General features: G+C 65.5%; 10 protein-coding genes. All 10 read right to left on the bottom strand.

Going from position 1 to position 22,214, the window contains the following annotated elements:
• Window positions 1-1,110: 1,110 nt before the first annotated feature.
• Window positions 1,111-2,139: a KpsF/GutQ family sugar-phosphate isomerase gene (locus ACOEQ2_RS10645; protein ID WP_419727957.1), complete on the bottom strand. Its 1,029-nt coding sequence runs from the start codon at window positions 2,137-2,139 to the stop codon at window positions 1,111-1,113.
• On the bottom strand, window positions 2,139-2,909 hold the full coding sequence (locus ACOEQ2_RS10640) for a 3-deoxy-manno-octulosonate cytidylyltransferase (RefSeq protein WP_419727956.1): 771 nt from the start codon (window positions 2,907-2,909) through the stop codon (window positions 2,139-2,141). Before ACOEQ2_RS10640 ends, ACOEQ2_RS10645 begins: the two co-directional genes overlap by 1 nt.
• Before the next feature lie 24 nt (window positions 2,910-2,933).
• Window positions 2,934-3,779, bottom strand: a complete 846-nt coding sequence (gene kdsA / locus ACOEQ2_RS10635) for a 3-deoxy-8-phosphooctulonate synthase (protein ID WP_419727955.1) — start codon at window positions 3,777-3,779, stop codon at window positions 2,934-2,936.
• A gap of 100 nt (window positions 3,780-3,879) precedes the next feature.
• Window positions 3,880-4,986: a hypothetical protein gene (locus ACOEQ2_RS10630; protein ID WP_419727954.1), complete on the bottom strand. Its 1,107-nt coding sequence runs from the start codon at window positions 4,984-4,986 to the stop codon at window positions 3,880-3,882.
• Between the two features lie 97 nt (window positions 4,987-5,083).
• Window positions 5,084-6,601 (bottom strand): glycosyltransferase family 4 protein, encoded by a 1,518-nt coding sequence (locus ACOEQ2_RS10625; RefSeq protein WP_419727953.1) that lies wholly within the window; start codon window positions 6,599-6,601, stop codon window positions 5,084-5,086.
• Window positions 6,598-8,394, bottom strand: coding sequence for a glycosyltransferase family 2 protein (locus ACOEQ2_RS10620; protein WP_419727952.1), 1,797 nt, complete (start codon window positions 8,392-8,394; stop codon window positions 6,598-6,600). The genes ACOEQ2_RS10625 and ACOEQ2_RS10620 overlap by 4 nt, the downstream gene beginning before the upstream one ends.
• A 47-nt stretch (window positions 8,395-8,441) precedes the next feature.
• A complete protein-coding gene (locus ACOEQ2_RS10615) occupies window positions 8,442-9,788 on the bottom strand; it encodes a glycosyltransferase family 4 protein (protein WP_419727951.1) in 1,347 nt (448 codons plus the stop codon).
• 11 nt (window positions 9,789-9,799) lie between these two features.
• Window positions 9,800-11,704 (bottom strand): glycosyltransferase, encoded by a 1,905-nt coding sequence (locus ACOEQ2_RS10610; protein ID WP_419727950.1) that lies wholly within the window; start codon window positions 11,702-11,704, stop codon window positions 9,800-9,802.
• Window positions 11,705-11,819: 115 nt separating this feature from the next.
• Entirely contained in the window at window positions 11,820-12,809 is a 990-nt protein-coding gene (galE, locus tag ACOEQ2_RS10605) for a UDP-glucose 4-epimerase GalE (protein ID WP_419727949.1), read from the bottom strand.
• 123 nt (window positions 12,810-12,932) lie between these two features.
• Window positions 12,933-21,995 carry a baseplate J/gp47 family protein gene (locus ACOEQ2_RS10600; protein ID WP_419727948.1) on the bottom strand — a complete coding sequence of 3,021 codons (9,063 nt, stop codon included), beginning with the start codon at window positions 21,993-21,995 and terminating at the stop codon, window positions 12,933-12,935.
• Window positions 21,996-22,214 lie beyond the last annotated feature (219 nt).

Genomic DNA, 22,214 nt, shown 5'->3' with positions numbered 1-22,214 from the left:
ACTCTGCGAAAGATACCAAACCTCGTCTCACACTGACTTTAAATCACTCGGCTGATGTTCGTAGGAGTGTACTGAGTTGAAATCGACTATAGGGTCTGTAGCGGCGAACACCATTCTGACTCATCCTGCTTTCACGACACCTCCCGTCCTAGGCGGGTCCGGGTATGAACTCGATAATTTGGATAACTTGGTTGAGATCGAGGTATCAGTGACATCGATATCAACTTTGGAATCTCTCGGCATAAGGGTCCTTGGGACGTTTGGGTTAGGAAACAAGATCTGGATCTCGACCGAAACCGTACTCAGCAGCCTGCACATCCATTTTTCTAATCGGAACGACAACATGATTTTTATTGGTCGGCGGAGCCGTCTATCCGGCTCGATAAGGATGGAGGGTGATCGAAACATCGTCGTTTCGGCAGGGAACGATCAGAATGCTGTGTCTGTTAATGTTATGATGCGTTACCACGAGGCGGGCGTCTTTCTGGGATCGGGCGGTAGTTGTCCACCAGTCGGACTATGGGTCGAAGGGCCGGGGCGTTCGATCATTATAGGAAGCGACTTCATGCTGTCGTGGGGCGTCTGGATCCGAACCGCGGACTCACACGCCCTAGTCGATCTAGCTACCGGCACCGTCATAAACGAGTCGAAAAGCGTCCTGATCGAGCAGCACGTGTGGCTTGGTCAGGATGTAATTGTAATGCCCGGGGTAAAGATCGGGACGGGATCGGTTGCCGGTGCTCGCTCGATCGTCACGTCTGAGATTCCCCCATGCTCGGTGGCAGTTGGAGCGCCGGCTCGTGTTCGGCGGTCAGGAACGTCCTGGACGAGATCAGCATCACCAAAACCGGAAGCAGTCTCAGCCCTTCAAAGTAGATTTTGTAATATCAACCTCACTCTGCAGAGTGATTAAGGCCATTCATATGTCTGCGGTAATCACATCGCGAATACCGCGAAACTACCCTTAGATGAAATCTGATAAACTAATCATAGATGTAAACGACCATGTCAAAAGCATATCGACCTAAAACTTCATCACTCTCCGCGTCTGATCTTAGGCCCATCTTTTTGCCCGGCATGGCCTCTCATATCTTGCGGACTCACGCTCCGCTAGACAACACCCGCACGTAGCAGGTCATGGACGTGCACCAGCCCGGTTGGTGTGCGATCTTCCAGCACGAACATGCAGGTGATCCGCGCCTCGTTCATTTGCGCCAGGACCTGAACCGCCAACTGGTCGGGGGTTGCGGTGCGCGGGCGCTGGCCCATCGCGTCCAGGATCGAGCGGTCCTTGAAGCCAGCCTGGAAGGCGCGGCGCACGTCGCCATCGGTCAGCACGCCGACCAGGTGGCCGGCCTCGTCGACCACGCCGGCAATGCCGAAGCGCTTCGAGGTCATCTCTACGATGCCCTCCGCCAGGGTCGCCGTCGACGGCACGAGCGGCATCTGGTCGCCCTCGTGCATCAGCCTGGCCACCGTCATCAGCTTCGAGCCCAGCTTGCCGCCGGGATGGAAGCGGTTGAAATCCATCGCCGTGAAGCCGCGGCGCTCGAGCAGCAGGATCGCCAGCGCATCACCGGCAGCGAGCTGCATCGTCGTCGAGGTGGTCGGCGCCAGGCCGTTCGGGCACGCCTCCTGGGCAGCCGGCAGGAACAGCCCGATATCCGCCGCACGCCCCAGCGCACTCGCCGGCTTGGAGGTGATCGCGATCAACGGCACTCCGAAGCGGCGCGTGTATTCGACGATGTCGGCCAGCTCCGCGGTCTCGCCGGACCAGGACATCGCCAGCACCACGTCGCTGTCCCGCAGGACGCCGAGATCGCCGTGGCTCGCCTCGGCGGGATGCACGTAGTGGCTGGGCGTGCCGGTCGAGGCCAGGGTGGCGGCGATCTTCTTGCCGACATGGCCGGACTTGCCCATCCCGGTGACGATGACGTTGCCGCTGGCCCGCTCGATCACATCGGCCGCACGCGCGAACGCCTCGGCCAGGCCGCCGGACAATGCCAGGCGCACCGCCTCCAGGCCGCGCTGCTCGAGCTCGAGGGTGCGGGACACGCTCTCCGTCGCAGAGGTCACGACGGCCGGGTCGAGCTGGTCGGAGAAATCAGTCTTCGACACGACGCCGGAGATCGCAGCCATCACGCATCCACCTTGTTCTCGCAAGGATACGGATAGAAGCCGGCTGGATCCAGGATTTCACGCGCCCGCAGCAGATCCGCGCGGGTGTCGACGCCGAGCGGCACGTCCTCGACCAGCACCGCATCGACCCGCATGCCGGCCTCGATCGCCCGCAACTGCTCGAGCTTCTCGCGCAGCTCCAGGGTCGAGGGCGGCAGGGCGACGAACCGCTCGAACGCGGCGCGGCGCCAGGCGTACAGTCCGATATGGTGGTAGATCGGCCCCTCACCCCACGGCGCGCGCACCCGGGTGAAATAGAGTGCGCGGAACCGGTGCGCGTCGATCGGGCTGCCGACCATCTTCACGACGCTGGCAGCCTCGAGCTCTTCCGGATCGACGATCAGCGCCACCGGGGTCGCCAGCATGACCTCCGGATCATCGAGCAGCGCAGCGGTCTGGCGGGTGACGTGCGGCGCCACGGTCGGCAGGTCGCCCTGGAAGTTGATCACCACGTCATGCCGGCCGTCCGGGTCTGCCGTCGCCAGCGCCTCGGCAATCCGGTCGGTGCCGGAGGGATGCTCCGGGCGGGTCATGATCGCCCTGCCGCCGACACGGATCACCGCATCCGCCACAGAAGGGTGATCGACCGCCACCACCACCGGGCCGAGCTCGGTCTCCATCGCGCGGCGCCACACATGCACGATCATCGGCTCGCCGGCGATCATCGCCAACGGCTTCTCGGGCAGACGCGTGGAACTGAGCCGGGCCGGGACGACGACGATCGGGTTCATGGTGAGGTCCCTCCCCTGCGCTCCCTACTGGAAGGCCGCCTTGGTCACCCGATCATAGCGCATCAGGTTGGCCACCAAAGCCTCGAAATCGCGCAGCGCGATCATGTTCGGGCCGTCCGATGGAGCGTTGTCCGGGTCCGGATGCGTCTCGATGAACACGCCGGCGACGCCGACTGCCACCGCCGCCCGCGCCAGCACCGACACGAACTCGCGCTGGCCGCCGGAGCTGCTGCCCTGGCCGCCAGGCTGCTGCACCGAGTGGGTCGCGTCGAAAATGACCGGCACGCCGAAGCCGGCCATGATCGGCAGGCTCCGGAAGTCCGACACCAGCGTGTTGTAGCCGAACGAGGCGCCGCGCTCGGTCGCCATCACGTTCGGATTGCCGGCGCCGGTGATCTTGGCGATCACGTTGCGCATGTCCCAGGGTGCCAGGAACTGGCCCTTCTTGACGTTGACGACGCGACCGGTCTCGGCAGCCGCAACCAGCAGGTCGGTCTGGCGGCACAGGAAGGCCGGGATCTGCAGCACGTCGACCACCTCGCCGACGATGGCGCAATGCTCGCGCTCATGCACGTCGGTCAGCAGCGGGACCTGCAGCTCGGCACCGATGTCGGCGAAGATCTGCAACGCGGCCTGCAGCCCGACGCCGCGGGTGCCGGTGCCGCTGGTGCGGTTCGCCTTGTCGTACGAACTCTTGAAGACGAAGCCGATGCCGAGCTTCGTGGTGATCTCCTTGATCGCGTGGGCACACTCGAAGGCGTGCTCCCGGCTCTCGATCTGGCACGGACCGGCGATCAGCGACAAAGGCCGGTCGTTGCCGAACACCACGTTGCCGATCGTGATGACCGGATTTGGTGCGGTCTGGGACATGGTCTGGCCTCCTCGTCGCCGGCTCGGACTGTCGCCGGCCGCACACTCTACGCCTTGGCGGTGTCGCCGATGATCACCGACGACGCCGCCCGGGAGAGAACTATATCCGGATCCGGGCCCCCGAGACATGGCCGGATTCGACCCAGCTCGTGTCGCCGCTCAGGAACCGCGTGGGGGTGACGCGACGGGGTGACGCGACGGCCCGGAGCGCCGGCGCCTCGCTGGAGGCCACGACACGATGCACCAGGCCCGGCCCGACGATCGCGACATCGAGCGCGTCGAGCTCGAAGCTCTCGATCGACAGCCCGGCCTCGTTGGCGAACTGCGCGAGGTCATCGGCGCCACCGGGCGTCCAACGCGACCGGCCGGTTGCGCCGAACTCGGGCAGCTCGTGGCTCCCGCGCAGCATGTCGATCCTGACCGGCGCATGCGGGTGACCGACATAGATGGCCATGCACTCCGCGGGCGATGGCAGGTCGCTGATCGACGACAGCTGCGCGAAGGAGGCGTCGCCACTCAGGCTGTCCAGGAGATAGATCACCGGATGGTCGTCGAAGGCGGCGCGCAGAAGCCGCACGACCGGCTCGCGGAACAGGAGGCCGGCGATCGCGGTCAGCGCCGGTTTCAGCTTGCCATCGGCCTCGTCGAATGCGCCGCGCGAGGTCACTGTCCTGATGTTGGCGATGTCCTTGCTGGTCACGCCGGTCGGTGCCAGTGCGTTGTGCATCACCACGACGCCGTTCAGCAGCAGCTCCTGCAGCGCCGGCTGCAGATCGGCAGCGCACGCTCCGACAGCGACCCGGCCTGCGAGCAGCTGCGGCGCATCGGTGCGATCGGTCCAGAGGCCGCCGAGAACGGAACGATTGCGGCCCGCTCCGGCAAACCCGGACAGCACGGCGTTGATCAGGTCGAGATAGCCGGCACCCCCGGTCGGGACCGGCAGCAGCAGGTCGAAATCCTGCGGCTTGACCGTCACGAAGGACAGGTAGCTCGGGTCGATCGGGCGCTCGAAGCGGATCTCGAAACCGCAATGACCGTCGCCGAAACCCACATTCTCCAGATCGGGCCGGTGAACATTGGCGAGGCTCTCGCCGATCAGGTCATGATGAAGGAAGGCCCTGACCAGGGGAGGCGTGGAGAAATCTGCGCCGTACAGCCACCCGACAGCACCTTCGCCATCAAGCCTGTCGATCGCGCCCCTGATCATCAAACCGTTCATCCCAGCCCCTAATTTTCAAAAGCTCATGCGTCGGCGCGTGCCGAATGTTCTGTCGGCATGCATTAGCATAAGTGCTGAAATCAGATCAACTAATAACGTTTTCGTAAAGTTTGAGATGCGCATCGAGCACCTCGTCGGCGGTCGGTGGCGGGCGCACGCCGGCAGTCAGCGCGGCCAGCTTTTCGGGATAGGTGGCGAGGTCTGCGAGGATCTCGGCCAGGGCGGCCGGGCGGCTCACCTCGAAATGCAGCCCGTTGACACCATCCGTCACCTTCTCCGCCATGCCCCCGATATTGGAACAGATGACCGGCTTGCCGTTGGTGAACGCCTCCTGGATCACCACGGGAGAGTTCTCCCACCAGGTCGAGGGAAGGATCATCGCGTCGATGCGTTGCATCAGCGCATTGACCTGCGCGTTGTCGTATGCCCCGTGAAACACGACGTTCTCGCCGGCCTCCTCGAGTGCCTCCTCGACGACCTTCTGGAACTCGAGCGGCTGGCTGGAATAGTCGCCGTAGATCTCGATGACGGCGTTGCTGATGCCCATGCCGCTCAAACGCTTGGCAGCATCCATCAGCACCGTGATACCCTTGAGCGGCGACATCTGGCCGAAGAAACCGAACCGCAACTCCCGCAATGCCACCGGAGGCTTGTGTGCCAGCACCTCATCGGGCAAGCCGTGCCCGACCGAAGCACGCGCCGAAGACCTGGCCGGGCCGACGCGCCGACCTGATGCGGACAGCGCCACATCCAGCCGCTGCGGATGCGCCGGCCGCACATACGCGGCTGGAGCCGGCGCAACGCTTTCGGCTGCCACCGGTGGCGCCGAGAGCTGCTCGTCATAGGCCCGCGCAAAGGCGCTGCCGCCACGTTCCGGCGGCATGTTCTCGAGCACGGCGAGCTTTTCCGCCGGCAGGCCCCAACTGCGGAAACGTCCCGCCAGGAAATGGCTCGGCGAGATGAACAGGTCCACATCTTCGAAAAACATCTGCAGGTAGCGCTTGCGCAGGAAGAAGTCGCGCTCGCCAAGCTCCGGAAAACATGCAGCGCAGGCCGAGTAGGTTTCCTTCTCGCACAACCGGAACGTCCGGGTCTTCATCATCTGGCCGTGGTGGTTACATATCGCCAGATATTCATGCAGGCTGAGAACGATCTTGGCACGCGGCCAGCCACGCCTGATCGCACTGAACATCTCGACGCCGAACCGCACGAAATGATGCGTGTGAACGATGTCGGGTTTCAGTTCCGCGACAAGCTCCTCGATGATCTTCGGGAACTGCGGATCGGGATTCGCAAATTTGAAATAATCGAACGCGGCGTTCGGGTGATAGACGTAGTCGTCTGGCCCGTACGGCTGGGTCAGGGTGGCGCCGAGCCTGACCTCGCTCTTCGGGCTGGAGCAGCCGAGCAGCCAGGCCTTCGCGCCCCGCGCCTTCAGCTCCCGGAACAGCGTGAACGCGGAAATCTCGGCACCCCCGCGCGTGAGTCTCGGATGCGAGTGGGTCATGACCAGCACGCTGGGCAATGGCCGAGGCGTCGTCGCGGAGGACGAACTCGACAGGTCGTCCGGCATCGCCTCGCCGAGGGACGGAAAGTCGTTCATGCTGCCGAATCTGCGAGTGCATGTGGCGCAGGGTCCGAAGCCGTCAGCTCGGATGCAGACGTGACCCAACGTTTCTGGAAGCGCCAAGCATTGTACAGCGTGAGATTGAGGCGCCACGAATTGCTTTGGCCGCCCTGCGATTGCCGCTCGAGGTGATAGAGTCGTGCACGCCGATCGACGACGCAGATCAGGCCACGTTCCTGCGCCTTGCGGCAGAGATCCACATCCTCGAAGTCGCCGATCACGTAGCCCTCGTCGAAGCCGCCGACTTCGCGCGCCAGCTGCATCGGCATCATCAAGCATGCGCCGGTCACCGCCTCGACCTCCTGCACGCTGCTGTCATCGTTCGGAAAGCGCCCCTTGCGTGGATGCAGGCTGAAGCTCCAGCCGGCAAATTCCGGGAGCACTTCGTACGAGCAGCCCTCGTGCTGGATCGTCTCGTCCTCGAAGACCAGCAGCGCGCCCACTACCCCGACATCCGGCCGCGTCATCGCCGTCTCGAGCATGCTCTCGAGCCAGTCTGGGGTCTTGGGGAACACGTCTGAGTTCAGGAAACAGACATACTGCCCGCGTGCCACGGCAAGCCCGATATTGTTGGCCGGTGCATAGCCGACATTGGCACTGAGTTCGACCAGGCGGAACGGCATCCGGAACCGTGCCAGGCAGGATGTCGCGAGTGCTTCGGCAGCGCGGGTTTTCGTCGGATCATCGAGCACGTAGATGATCTCGTGGCCAGGCTCCAGCGTCCGCGAAAAGAACGCCAGTTGCAATTCCATGAAATCGATCCGGCCATAGAGCGGCACGATGATCGAGCAGCGCGGCGCATCGAGCACCGGCCCGAACACCATCTCCTTGTAGCCGACCCGGTCCATCATGCGGAAATCGTTCATCGCGCCGATCGCCGGCCCGAGCACATGATCGTAGCCCTGCGCCAATTCCTCATAGCGGAGCTCGAGATTGCTCAGCGTCTCCTTGATCGTGTCGATCCCGGGGCTGCGGACCTGTGGGATCCGCTTGAAGGCCGCGTCCCCGGATTTGGTCTGCAGCTCGAAATAGACCGTCTCGCCAGGCGTATAGACGTCAGGCACGAACGCCAGGAAGCCGCACTGGTCGGTCAGCCCGCCGAACTGCCGGGAAAAACCCTCCCGGACATCCGGCCGCGGGATCGGGATCCAGTGCTTCGTGTCGAGCAGTCGGGATTGCGCGCCACAGCGCACCCGGATGCTGGCGATCGACTTGAACGGGTCGATGAACCAGCCGCGCAGCAACAACCCGCCGGGCGGGCACAGGCAGACCGAGTCCATCTCCAGGAACAAGGGCGGCTGCACCGCCTCGAGCGTGTCGAAGCCGGCATAGGTCGGGCGGTTCATCAGGCGGAGGAAGGTGGCGCGGCGGGAGGACCGGAGGGCGCCGGCGAGGAGGCTCTTGGTGCGGGTGATTGCCTCGGCTTCCGACGGCTGCTCGAGCGGCTCCGAGGGGGTCAGCCTGAAATGCTGGCCATCGCGCGTCAGGATCAGATCCTGGAACGAGTCACGTCGCTCGCTCTTGCCTTCGACAAAGATCAATATGCCGGTGCCGATCTTGCGGACGTCGGGGCGCGGGAAGATGCAGACCGTGGCGCCCCCTTCCACGCGGGCATCACTGAATTCGAGCAGGCAGTTCGGCGCGGCGTCCTGATCATCCCAGCCCAGGTCGATCCAGCCACCAGCGATCCACCCATCCAGGCTCGACGAATATGACAGGAAGTCGATGCAGCCCTGGCTTGACGTGATGCTGGAAGGCGGGACGATCATTGCGGGCACTCATCCTCGGGCCACCCAACCTACGTGGGGCCGGGACTTTATGGAACCGCGAAGCTCGGAATCGGCCGATCCGGCGCGGCGCGTTGCGGTGGCGCCTCGGTTTCCGACGCAACCGGACGAACATCACGATAGAGACGCAGATGCCGGGCCATTGCAACATCATAGTCGCGTTCCCGGCTGGCGCCCCTGCCCAGCTTGTCGAGAAGCTCGGGGTTTGCCGCCAGGCCCTTCAGGACGTTTGCCAACGAACGCGCACTGCCGACCTGAAAGTGCAGGCCGTCCTCGCCGGCCACCACCTTCTCGGCCATTCCGCCGACGTTCGAGCAGACCACCGGGCGTCCGTTCCGCAACGCCTCCTGGATCACCACCGGCGAGTTCTCCCACCAGATCGACGGCACCACGACGACATCGATGTCGGACATCAGTTCATCGACATCGCTATTGTTATAGGCGCCGTGAAACGCGATGTTGTTCCCGAACTTCTCGACCCGGGCGAGGAATTCGGCCTGGAACGCGGCCGGTTGGTTGGTATAGTCGCCAAAGATCGACAGCTCGATGTCGGACTGCTGTTCCTGCTCGAGAATGGCCGCGGCCTCGATCAGTACCATGATCCCCTTGAGAACCGAAATCTGTCCGAAGAACCCGACGCGTAGTTCACCCGGGACGGAAGTGCGCGGGACAATCTCGGCGGCCCTGGATCGTGTCGGGACGTTCTCGATGACGCTGATCCGGTCAGGGTCGATCCCCCACTCGATGTAGCGGCGGGCAAGGAAGGCGCTCGGCGCCACGAAGCGGTCGACGTGCCTGAAGAAGTGCCGGATATAGGTCTCGCGCAGAAAGAAGTCCGACGGCTGCATCTCGGGAAAGCAGCGGCTGCACTCGACGTAGCCGGACCGGCGGCACAGCTTGCCCTGCTGGCGGGTCACCATCTGGCCCTGCTGGTGACAGATCGCCAGGAACTCATGCAGGGTCAGGATGATGCTCGCCTCGGGCACCACCTCCTTGACGTACGCAAAGGCCTCCATGCCGAAATTGACGTAGTGATGGAAGTGGACGATGTCGGGCCGCAGGTTTCTCAAAAGTGCACGAAAGTCACGGGCGAACGCCATGTCGCGGTTGGCGAACTTGAAGCCCTCGAAATCACCGACCGTATAAAGATACTCGTCGCGCTCGAATGGCTGGGTGATCGACTGCCCGGATCGGCCGAACGAGGCGCTCCGGGTGCATCCGCAATACCAGGCCTTGAAGCCGTCATGGTCCTGCAGATGCTGGAACAGGGAATACGACGCGACCTCGGAGCCTCCGCTGAGCACCCGCGGATGACTGTGCGATGCAATCAGCACCCGCATCGGCGGAGCCAGGTCGTCCTCGATTCCCGCCGGCACTCCCTGCTCCTTCATCCAAGCCATGGTGGCCGTGATGCGCCACCCTGCTGGCCCGGTGCCTGCACGTCCGCCTCGTGCAGCGGTTGTCCGGCAAGCAAGGGCACGATGCCCGCAAGGATGGTCCGATCCCGCGCGCTGTCAGGCTCCGACACGCGCGCAGCCTCGGCGTTCAGTCGCGCAGCCCACCGGCGCTGATGCAGCCAGGCGTTGTAAAGCGTGACGTTCATGCGCCACCGCTCGGCCGCCGAGGCCTGCGACTTCCGTTCCAGGTGATACAGCACCACGCCGTGGTCGACAGCGCAAGCAGCGCCAAACTCACGCGCCCGCAGGCAGAGATCGGAATCCTCGAAATCGCCGATGATGTAGCTTTCGTCGAAGCCCTCGAGGTCGAGTGCCAGCTGCCGCGGCATCACCATGCAGGCGCCGGTGATCGCCGGATGCAGCGCCAGGGTGCGGCTGCGGTTCGGGCGACTGCCCTTGCCCGGATGCGTCGGAAACAGCCAGTGGCTGAATTCCGGCAGCGGATCGTAGCGCATCCCCTGGTGCTGGATGGTGCCGTCCTCGAACAGCAGCAGCGGGCCGACGATGCCGACCGACGGGTGGCGCGCGAAATCATCGAGCAGCGCATCCAGCCAGTCCGGTTCCAGCGAGAACACGTCGGAGTTGAGGAAGCAGACATAGCTCCCCTGGGCGACGCTGAGGCCGGCATTGCTGGCGGGCGCGAAGCCGACATTCTCCTCCAGCAGCAGGAGGCGGAGCGGCAGACCGAAGCGGCGGAATAGCGAGTCGGCCAGGTAGGAGGCGGTATCCGCGCCGTCGGGGTCGTCGATCACATAGATCAGCTCATGCCTGTGCGCGAACTGCCCCTGCGCCAGCAATGCGACCTGCACCTCCATGTAGTCGATCCGGCCATAGATCGGCACGATGACCGAGCAGGTCGGGTTGGTCGGCGGCGTGCCGAAGCAGATCTCCCGGTAGGTCCGCGAGGCATCCAGCCGTTCCTGGTTCAGGAGCGACAGCGCCGGCCCGATGATGTCGAACGTCGTCTGCACCTCGTCGTAGCGGGGAGACAGGTTTGCCAGCGTGTTCCTGATGGCGTGCAGCCCGCGCAGGCGGGAGGGTTTGAGGCGGACGAAACCGGTCTCGCCGTTCACCGTCTCGATCTCGATATAGGCATGGTTGCCAGGCTCGATGCAGTCCGCGACATGCAGAACGAAGCCGCAGTTGGTGTTCCGGCTGCGCAACAGGTTGCCATATTCCGCCACCACATCGGGCCGGCTGACCCGGATCGCGTCCCGCACCTGCAAGGGCGTCGACCTGCGCCCGCTCCGGAGCCGCACCCCGCGGATGCCCGGGGAGGCCGTCATCAGCCAGCCATTCATCAGGATGTCCGAGGCGCCGCACGAGACCGCGTCGTCGATCCGGAAGGCAAATTGCCCCTCGAAGCGGTCGAGCGTGTCACGGCCGTCGAACGCGGCCCGCTTCAGGGTGACCCGCAGACGGTCGGCGGTCTCCCCCGACCAGGCGATCGGTTGCACCGCCAGCACGTCGACCAGGGCCGCGTCATGCAGTTGGACCGCTTCCGACGTCGTGCGCATCACGACCTTGCCGCCGCCATCATCGAGTTCCGCCGACCGCAGGGCCCCGAAAGACGACTGGCCGGCGGACAGATGCACCGCCACACCGCGACCGCGATTACCCAGGTCGGTGCGCACCGTCTCGACGACCAGGGCCTCGCCGGAGACGGTGCCGAACTCGAACAGGAGCCGGATCGTGTGCTGGCCGGACAGATCGCCGGACAGACCGTCGCAATCGGAGGTCGCTGCCCAGCCGCATAACAGCCAGCCGCCGGTGCTGACGGCGTATCCGTAGAAATCGATACAGCCCGTCGATGTCACCCGCTCGCCGATATCCATTTGGCCCTCCGGCTTGACGCCCCTCGAGATATCAGACGGCTGCTTCTGCTTCCGTCAATAACTCCCGAAGATCGGCTGGGACAAGGTCGACCGGTCTCTTGTTTGAGACAAAGCGTCAGCCGGCGTTCCCGTAGCCGTTGGGATGAGATTTACGCCAGGCCAGGGCCGTTGCGACGATATCGTCCAGCTGGCCGAACCGGGGTGTCCACCCGGTCTCCTCACGGATCAGGCTCGAGCTTGCAACAAGTACAGCCGGGTCACCCGCCCGGCGTTCCACGATCCGCATCGGCACCTGCCGGCCACTCACCCGTTCCACGCTGCGGATGACCTCGAGCACCGAGTGGCCGCTGCCGCTTCCCAGGTTGTAGGTGACGCTGCCGGCCTCGATCCGGGCCAGGGCGGCAAGATGAGCCTGCGCCAGGTCGGAGACGTGCACGTAGTCGCGGATGCAGGTGCCGTCAGGGGTCGGGTAATCGTCTCCGAATACGACGATTTCCGGACGCAGGCCGAGTGCCGCGTCGATTACCAGGGGGATGAGATGTGTCTCCGGCCGATGATCCTCGCCCGAACGTCCCTCAGGATCCGCGCCGGCTGCGTTGAAATAGCGCAGGCAGGCGTATCGCAGGCCGTGAATGCGATCCGCCCAGTGGAGCGCGCGCTCGATCATCAGCTTGCTCTCGCCATAGGGCGATCCCGGGTCGATCCGGGTCTTCTCGGTGATCGGCGTGTTCTCGGCGTTGCCGAACAGTGCCGCCGTCGAGGACAGGATGAAGCGGCCGACTCCGTGCCGGACGCAGCTGTCGATCAGCCTGATCCCGAGCCCGGCATTCTCCGTCAGGTAGTGGAACGGCCGCTGCATGCTCTCGCCGACAAGGGAGAGGGCCGCGAAATGCAGGACACCGTCCCAATGCCCGTCACCCAGGGCTGCGTCCAGAGCGGCGTCGTCGCCCAGCTCTGCTTCGATCAGGCGGACATCCGGTGGCAGCGCCTCTCGATGTCCCTGCCGCAGGTTGTCATAAACGACGACGTCATCGCCTCGATCATGGAGCGCCCAAACGACATTGCTGCCGACATAGCCGGCGCCACCGGTCACCAGAAGTCTCAAGGGGAAACCCGTCCTCTCGAAGTGAAACGATGAACACTCGACCGCACGCGCTCATGACCTAGCTGAACACGTGGGCCGAGTTTGTTTCATATTGTGTATCCGTCGTCCATCGCTGCCTTGTTTTCAGACGGTGGTGATGTTGGAGGCGCTGATATGGGAGAGGCCGAGCAGCGTCAGGGTGGCCCCACTCGACAACGTCAGCACGGTACCCGCGCCGCCGGCCATCTGGGTCTGGTTCTGAATGAGGCTTTGGGCCTCGGTGGCGCCGTAGCCACTGAGCGTGATCATGTCCTTGCTCGAAACGAAACCGCTTGCAACCAGCTGCTTGCTCGTCGAGACCCCGTTCACCAGCGCATAGACCTCCTTGCCCGTGCCCTCGATGATGGTGGCGCTTCCGGACCCGCCGGTGACCGTGCCGCTTCCTGACCCGCCGTTGACGGTTGCGCTTCCGGAACCGAATTGCACGGTCATTGCCCCGGATCCCGCGGTGATCGCAGCACTTCCGGCCGAGAGTTTGACTGCCAGGGTGCCGGTGCCGCCGGTTACGGTCGTCGAGCCGGCGCCGCCGAGAACGGTCTCGTTTCCAACCCGGGCATCGATGGTAGCGCCGCCGACGGACGGTCCCGTGATGACCGACCCCGCGCCGCCGCGGACGCTATTGCCCTCGCCCGCATCCATGACGGTGCCGCTGTTATCGCCATAGAGGGTGCTCGACGCACCGCCCACCAGCGTGTCGTTGGCGCCACCGGCATAGAGATAGGTCGTGCCGGATCCGGCGGTGAGCAGCGAGTGCCCACCCGACCCCGCGTGGAACGAGCCGCCACCGGCGCCGCCGGTCACCGTGTCGCCAGCGCTCGATCCGCCGATGAAGCTGAAATACTGCGACCCGCTGGCGAACACCGAACCGGACCCGGCCGAAATCGTGTCGTTCAGTCCTGCATCGACCGTCGTCGTGCCGCTCCCGGTCTGGATGGCGTCGCCACCCCCGGAGATGATGGTGTCGCGGCCCGTGTTGCTGTCGACGAGACTGATCCCTGCGCCGGACGTCGAAATCTGCAGGTTGGGCGCGGTGAGCCCGGTGCCCGGCGTGACCATCAGGCCGTCCAGGATCTGCTGGTCGGCGGCAGCCGACCCCCCGATGGTGAACGTGCCGTTGTTGACGGTCCCGCCGGCGGTGGCTTTCAGCGTGTCGTGGTCGGAGGCCAGCGGGGTGACCGCTATGGTGGTCCAGGCAGTGCTGAGGGCGGACACGGCCACGGGCACGGCCGTTCCGGCGACCGGAGTTCCGGCCGCAAGGCCTGCCGCCGCAGCGCCGGCGCCACCGGTCTCGACCTGCATCACGATTGCGCCCGCAATGGTCTGGGTGCCATCGGTCAACACCCCGTAGAGAGTCTCGGTGCCGTTGCTGGCCGAGGCGGGCACGACCAGCAGTTGGTCCAGCCAGGCCTGCAGCGTCGCCTCGTTGCCGCTCATCGTCAGGGTGCTGCCGTTGCCGGACAGGGTTGCCGCGCCGATGTTCGCAAACGAGCCGAGCGCGGTGTTGGACAGCGAGAGCGTGGCGGTGACGATGTCCGTGGTCGAGGGCGCGGTAACGACGATGTTCGGGTCGTACACCGTGCCGTTCACGACCAGGCTGTACGGGAAGCCGGACGCCATGAGCGGCACTGGCGGGGGAGCCGCCGGAGTGGCGGGTGCGCTTGGTGTCTGGACCTGCATCACGATGGCGCCGGCGATGACTTGATTGCCATCGACGAACGTCCCCGAGAGGGTCTCGGTCCCGTTGCTGCCCGAGGCGGGCACGACCACAAGCTGGTCCAGCCAGGCCTGCAGTTTTGCCTCGTTGCCGCTCATCGTGAGGGTGCTGCCGTTGCCGGACAGGGTTGCCGCGCCGATGTTCGCAAACGAGCCGAGGGCGGTGCTCGACAGCTTGAGCGTGGCGGTGATGATGTCGGAGCTCGAGGGTGCGGTGACGACGATGTTCGGATCGTACACCGTGCCGTTCACGACCAGGCTGTACGGGAAGCCGGACACCATGAGCGGCACCGGCGGAACAACCACCGGGGAGCTGACGGACAGGCTGGTGGTTCCCTGGATGGTGCCGTTGCTGTCGGTGATGCTGATGTCGAGGACAGCCTTGCCGCTGGCGCCGGCAGTCGGCGTGTAGTGGATGGCCTGCAGCGCCGCATCGATCGAAGCGGGCGTGCCGCTGATGGTGATGGTGGAGCCGTCGGCCGAGACGGTGCCGATGCCGGTGGTGGAGAGCATGCCCAGGCTGGTGCTGTTCAGCGCCACGGTCGCGGTCATCTGGTCGGTGCCGGTCTCGCCGAACACCTGGACCCCGGCATAGGGCGAGATCGCCGCGCTGCCGGTGACGGTCTCGGTCTGCTGCACACCGGTCATGATCGAGCGCACCGTCGTGCTGCCGGTCGTCGACAGGCCGGACTCAGACGTCGTCGGCAGCAGGTTCAGCCCCGCCACATACTGCGCCACCATGTTCGGCAGCTCGGAGTTGGTCGGCGCCGCGGTGCTGGAGGCGCCCAGCACGGTCACCTGGCTCGGCAGCGCGCCGGCCGCCTGCAGCTTCGACAGCAGCGACTGCGTGTCCTGCATGAAGTTGGCATCGACCAGGCCGCCGTTCAGGTCGCGCAGCGTCAGTGTCGAGCGGATGCCGTTCGCGTCCGCCCACTTGATGTCGTTGACCATCGCGGTCAGCGCGCTCGTCCCGAGCGACAGCAGATACGTCGCCGGCAGGTCGAAATCGATGCCGCCGCCATACAGTGCCGCCTGGCGCAGCTCGGCCATCGCCGTCGAGCTCGAGATGTCCAGCACCGCGGTGTTGGTGGTGACCGTGATCCCGACATTCATCGTGCCGAGGCTGCGCATCGTGTCGACATAGGCGTCCCACGATGCCAGGTCGCTGCTGGTGAACAGCGTGCTGACGCCGTAATTGGTGTCGGTCTCGGACGGTGCGAAACCCTGCGCCGTCACGAAGGTGCCGTAGCCGAGCTGGGTCAGCACGCCGGTGCCGGGACCCTCGTTGCCCCAGGTCACTGCCTGTGCCGCCGTGCTCGGGCCGGTCAGGCTGATGGCGCTCGAGCCGGCAATCACCACCCCGGTCGGCAGGTTGCCGGAGCCGGTGATCGAGTTGATGGCCGTCGTCGTCTGCGCCTGGATCTGGGCGATCACGCCGCCATCGGTCGCGTAGTTGAGCCCGTTGGCCGAGTAGATCGGCACCGTCGTGCTCGCACCCGGCGCCAGGTAGTAGTAGCCGGCGCTGTGGTCCGAGGTCTGCGAGATGTAATAGGCCGAGCTCGGGCTGTTGCCGATCTGATACGAGCCGCTGGCGTTGGTGACGACCATCCCCTCGGTGACGATCTGGTAGCTCGACGTCGTGTTGGTCAGGGTGATGGTGCCGCCGGCCACTTCCGCGGTCAGCGACAGCGCGGTCGAGCTGGTGATCGAGGCACCGGCGATGTTGCCGCCCAGAGTGGTGATCTGGTTGTTCGCCACGTTGCCGACATAACCCTGCGACAGCGCCTCGACCGGCACGGTGATCGAGCCACCGGCTGCGATCGTATAGACGCCGACCGAGCCGTCGCCGGAGCCGGCCGACCAGTTCGCGTTGGTGCCGCTATACTGCACCACCTGGAACTGCACGCCGCCGGCGGTCGAGGCCAGCGTGCCCACCGGGATGGTGATCGCACCGGTGCCGCTGTTGTGGATGGTGATGCTCTCGAGCGTCAGGTCGGCGCCCGCACCGTAGCCGAACACGCCGGCCGAGGCACCGCTCCAGGTCGAGGCCAGGGCGGCTGTGCTGCCGGTGCCGGTCGCACCGGTCATGCCGCTATAGTCCTGATACAGCCCGACCTCGCCGGTCGCCAGCAGCGGCGTCGCGATCGTCGGGTTGGCGTAGGTGGACTGGTTGCTGTCCGTGGCGCCGACATACACCGTGTCGGTCGAGACCACCTTGAGCATCGTCGTCGCGCTCTCGGTCGCGATGCCGGACCCGGACAGGGTCAGCGTCAGCGCCTCGGTGGCACTGCCGGCCGCTGCCGGAACCAGCACCTGCAGGTCACGCAGCGCCGTCTGCAGCTGGGCCGCCGTGCCGCTGTAGCTGTAGCTCAGCCCGTTCGCCGACACCGTGCCGACGCTGTCCACCAGATGCGCAATGCCGCTCGGCAGGGTCACCGTCGCCGTCAGGATCGTGTTCGGGCTGCCCGCATCCGCCAGCAGGATGTTCTGGTACGGCGCGTCCAGCGTCAGAGCCGCAGAGACGTAGCTTGATGCGAGATCGGACACTGCCAGTCCGCTGACCGTCCCGACCTGCATCGACATGCTGGCAATGATGCTCTGGGTGCCGTCGGTGATCACCGTGGATGCCAGTTCCGTGCCGTTGCCGAGCAGCGTGGGCACGAAGACGAGCTGGCGCAGCCAGGCCTGCAGCGTCGCCTCGTTGCCGCTCATCGTCACGGTGCTGCCGTTGGCCGAGACCGTGGCGCCGGCGACGTTCCAGAACGTGCCATAGGCGGTGCCGGACAGCTTGATCGTGGCGGTGATGATTTCCGAGGCTGATGGTGCGGTGAGCACCATGGTCGGGCCGGGCGAGACCGAGCCATTCACCAAGAGGGTGCCCGGGAAGCCGGTCGCGGTCAGGGTCGGCAGCACCGTGAGGCTGGTGGTTCCCTGGATGGTGCCGTTGCTGTCGGTGATGCTGATGTCGAGGACGGCGTTGCCGTTGGCGCCGGAAGTCGGCGTGTAGTGGATGGCTTGCAGCGCCGCGTCGATCGAGGCGGGCGTGCCGCTGATGGTGATGGTGGAGCCGTCGGCCGAGACGGTGCCGATGCCGGTGGTGGAGAGCATGCCCAGGCTGGTGCTGTTCAGCGCCACGGTCGCGGTCATCTGGTCGGTGCCGGTCTCGCCGAACACCTGGACCCCGGCATAGGGCGAGATCGCCGCGCTGCCGGTGACGGTCTCGGTCTGCTGCACACCGGTCATGATCGAGCGCACCGTCGTGCTGCCGGTCGTCGACAGGCCGGACTCAGACGTCGTCGGCAGCAGGTTCAGCCCCGCCACATACTGCGCCACCATGTTCGGCAGCTCGGAGTTGGTCGGCGCCGCGGTGCTGGAGGCGCCCAGCACGGTCACCTGGCTCGGCAGCGCGCCGGCCGCCTGCAGCTTCGACAGCAGCGACTGCGTGTCCTGCATGAAGTTGGCATCGACCAGGCCGCCATTCAGGTCGCGCAGCGTCAGTGTCGAGCGGATGCCGTTCGCGTCCGCCCACTTGATGTCGTTGACCATCGCGGTCAGCGCGCTCGTCCCGAGCGACAGCAGATACGTCGCCGGCAGGTCGAAATCGATGCCGCCGCCATACAATGCCGCCTGGCGCAGCTCGGCCATCGCCGTCGAGCTCGAGATGTCCAGCACCGCGGTGTTGGTGGTGACCGTGATCCCGACATTCATCGTGCCGAGGCTGCGCATCGTGTCGACATAGGCGTCCCACGATGCCAGGTCGCTGCTGGTGAACAGCGTGCTGACGCCGTAATTGGTGTCGGTCTCGGACGGTGCGAAACCCTGCGCCGTCACGAAGGTGCCGTAGCCGAGCTGGGTCAGCACGCCGGTGCCGGGACCCTCGTTGCCCCAGGTCACTGCCTGTGCCGCCGTGCTCGGGCCGGTCAGGCTGATGGCGCTCGAGCCGGCAATCACCACCCCGGTCGGCAGGTTACCGGAGCCGGTGATCGAGTTGATGGCCGTCGTCGTCTGCGCCTGGATCTGGGCGATCACGCCGCCATCGGTCGCGTAGTTGAGCCCGTTGGCCGAGTAGATCGGCACCGTCGTGCTCGCACCCGGCGCCAGGTAGTAGTAGCCGGCGCTGTGGTCCGAGGTCTGCGAGATGTAATAGGCCGAGCTCGGGCTGTTGCCGATCTGATACGAGCCGCTGGCGTTGGTGACGACCATCCCCTCGGTGACGATCTGGTAGCTCGACGTCGTGTTGGTCAGGGTGATGGTGCCGCCGGCCACTTCCGCGGTCAGCGACAGCGCGGTCGAGCTGGTGATCGAGGCACCGGCGATGTTGCCGCCCAGAGTGGTGATCTGGTTGTTCGCCACGTTGCCGACATAACCCTGCGACAGCGCCTCGACCGGCACGGTGATCGAGCCACCGGCTGCGATCGTATAGACGCCGACCGAGCCGTCGCCGGAGCCGGCCGACCAGTTCGCGTTGGTGCCGCTATACTGCACCACCTGGAACTGCACGCCGCCGGCGGTCGAGGCCAGCGTGCCCACCGGGATGGTGATCGCACCGGTGCCGCTGTTGTGGATGGTGATGCTCTCGAGCGTCAGGTCGGCGCCCGCACCGTAGCCGAACACGCCGGCCGAGGCACCGCTCCAGGTCGAGGCCAGGGCGGCTGTGCTGCCGGTGTCGGTCGCACCGGTCATGCCGCTATAGTCCTGATACAGCCCGACCTCGCCGGTCGCCAGCAGCGGCGTCGCGATCGTCGGGTTGGCGTAGGTGGACTGGTTGCTGTCCGTGGCGCCGACATACACCGTGTCGGTCGAGACCACCTTGAGCATCGTCGTCGCGCTCTCGGTCGCGATGCCGGACCCGGACAGGGTCAGCGTCAGCGCCTCGGTGGCACTGCCGGCCGCTGCCGGAACCAGCACCTGCAGGTCACGCAGCGCCGTCTGCAGCTGGGCTGCGGTGCCGCTGTAGCTGTAGCTCAGCCCGTTCGCCGACACCGTGCCGACGCTATCCACCAGGTGCGCAATGCCGCTCGGCAGGGTCACCGTCGCCGTCAGGATCGTGTTCGGGCTGCCCGCATCCGCCAGCAGGATGTTCTGGTACGGCGCGTCCAGCGTCAGAGCCGCAGAGACGTAGCCGACCGGGACGTTGTCGGCCGCCACACCTGTTGCCGAGGCGACCGCGATGGTCGTGCTGCCGCTGACCGTGTCGGTTCCGTCGGTGATCGTGACGGTCTGGGTCTCGGTGCCGGACACGCCGGGCGACGGCATGAACACCAGCTGATGCAGGAATGCCTGCAGGGTGGCGGCGGAGCCGGTGAGGGTGACGGTGCTGCCATCGGCCGAAACCGTGGCGCCGGCGGTGTTCCAGAACGAGCCGAGCGCGGTGTTCGAAAGCGTGATGGTCTCGGTCAGCGGCGCGGTCTGCACACCGGCAGAGATGACCGCCGACGGCTCGGTGATGACGGCGGTGCTGGCGGAGAGCGCCGACGTGATGCCGGACAGTGACAATGTGTTGTCGATGGTGACCGCGGTCGATCCGTTGATCGTGCCGGCGGCGTCGGTGATGGCGATGGAGAACGTGGTGCTGCCGAGGGCTCCGGCCTTGGCGGTGAAGCCGAGCGCCTCGAGGGCTGCGGTGATCTGCGCCATGTTTCCGGTGACGCTATAGACCGACCCGTTCTGCGAGATCGTGCCGCCGGTCGCCGAGGTGAAGCTGCCGAGCGCTGCGTTGCCGATCGTGACGGTCACGGTGGCGGAGGTGTTGGGGTTTTCGGCAAAGATCTGCGCGATGGAGTAGGGCAGCGCGGCGCCGGCGCCGGTGATCGTCTCGGTGCTCTGCACACCGGTCATGACGTCATCCGGCCGGGTGATGACACCGCGGGTCTCGAGGCCGGACTCCGAGTTCGTCGGCGTCAGGGTCAGGCCCGACAGCCAGTTGGCGACACCGTTCAGCGAGTCGGTGCTGGTGGTGGAATACATCACCGTGCTGGTGCCGGCGGCGCCGCCATTGTTCTTGACCACGATCTGGCTCGGCATCGCGTTCGCGGCCTGCAGGTCGGCGATCAGCTGCTGCGTCTGCACCAGGAACTGGGTGTCATTGCCATCCGCCGGCGACAGCGTGATCGAGCTGCGCAGGCCGTTCTGGTTCGCCCACTGGATCTCTTCCTCGACGCTCTGCAGGAAGGCCGGCTCGCGGTCGAACACGAACGAGGGCGGCAGGTCGTATGCGATGCCGCCGCTATAGAGCGCTGCCGCGCGGATATACTGGGTGGCCTCGGACGTGGCGAAATTGACGGCCTCGTACTCGGACATCATCGGCGCGAGATTGAGGATCCCGGCGGCGCGCGCGGAATTGACGTAGCCCTCCCAGTTGGTGAGGTCCTGCGCGGTCCAGATGTAGTTGTTCGCGGTATCGACATCGGCTTCGGTCGGCACGTAGCCCTGGTCGGTGGTGAACACGGCGTAGGTGGCGTCGCTGAAGAAGCCGGTGTTCTGACCATAGACGCCGAGGGTGCCGACGTCGGTCGGCTGCACGTAACCGGTTGCCACGATGGCGCTCGAGCTGACGATCTTGATACCGGCCGCGAGCTGGCCGCTGGTGATGGAGTTGGCGGCGGCATCCTCGGCCAGCTCCTGGGCGACGATCCCGCCCTGCGTCGCGGCGTTGGCATTGGTGTCGGAGCCGATCGGCACCGTGATGGTGCCGCCCGGCTGGATCACGTAGTAGCCGCTGCTCTTGTCGGCGTCGGTGGCGACGAAGCCTGCGACGTTGGGGTTGATGCCGACGACATAGCCGCCGCCGCTGCCCGAAACGACGGTGCCCTCATAGACCACCTGCGCGAAGGCGGAGGTGTTGGTCAGGGTCACCGTCCCCGAGCCCCACTGGGCGACGCTGCTCTCCAGGGTGGATCCGGTGATGCTGGCACCGGCCACGCCGATCTGGGTGACCTGGTTGTCGAGCAGGTTGCCGGAGACGCCGTTCTGCACCGCCTGCGCCATCAGGGTGAGCGAGGCGCCCGGCTGGATCGTGAAGTAGCCGTTGCTGCCGTCGCCCGCCCCGCCGGCGGACCAGCCATTGCCGCCATCGTCGGTCTGGGTGATCGCATACTGAACGCCACCGGCCGACGAGACGATCGTCCCGACCGGGACCTCGATCGCCGTCTTGCTCGTATTGGCGATCGTGACGTTCATGATCGCCATCTCGGTGCCCATGCCGAGCTCGGTGACGCCGGCTCCGGTACCGGTCCAGGTCTTGATCAGGGACTGTTCGGTGCCCGCGTCATAGGTCGTCACGAGGCCGTTCATGTGGCCGTAGAAGCTGACATCTCCGTCCGCCAGGAGTGGGGTCGAGATGGCAGGATTGCTCAGTGCGTCCAGGTCCAGGGACCCGCCGACAAAGATCGTCGAGATGCCGGCGGCCGGTGAGGTGGTCGTGGTGTTGGTCATCGGTGATCCCCTACAGACCTTCGATTAACGAAAGACTAACGATCAGGTCGGTTCGGCATCGATACCGTCCGGAGGGGGTAGGAGCAACCTATAAACGTTAAAATGTCGTTATTGTGATCATTCGCGAATTTGCCGCAGCGGTCAGCATTGGCGCCAGACCGCACTGGTTTCGGGGTTCCGTCGCCGGGTGTGGGAGGGGTCTTCTAAATGACGGCCGGC

It is taken from the genome of Lichenicola sp., assembly GCF_965198575.1.
Taxonomy (GTDB): Bacteria; Pseudomonadota; Alphaproteobacteria; order Acetobacterales; family Acetobacteraceae; genus Lichenicola.
Note: the sequence above shows the minus strand (reverse complement) of the source record. Positions and strands in the feature narration are given on the sequence as shown.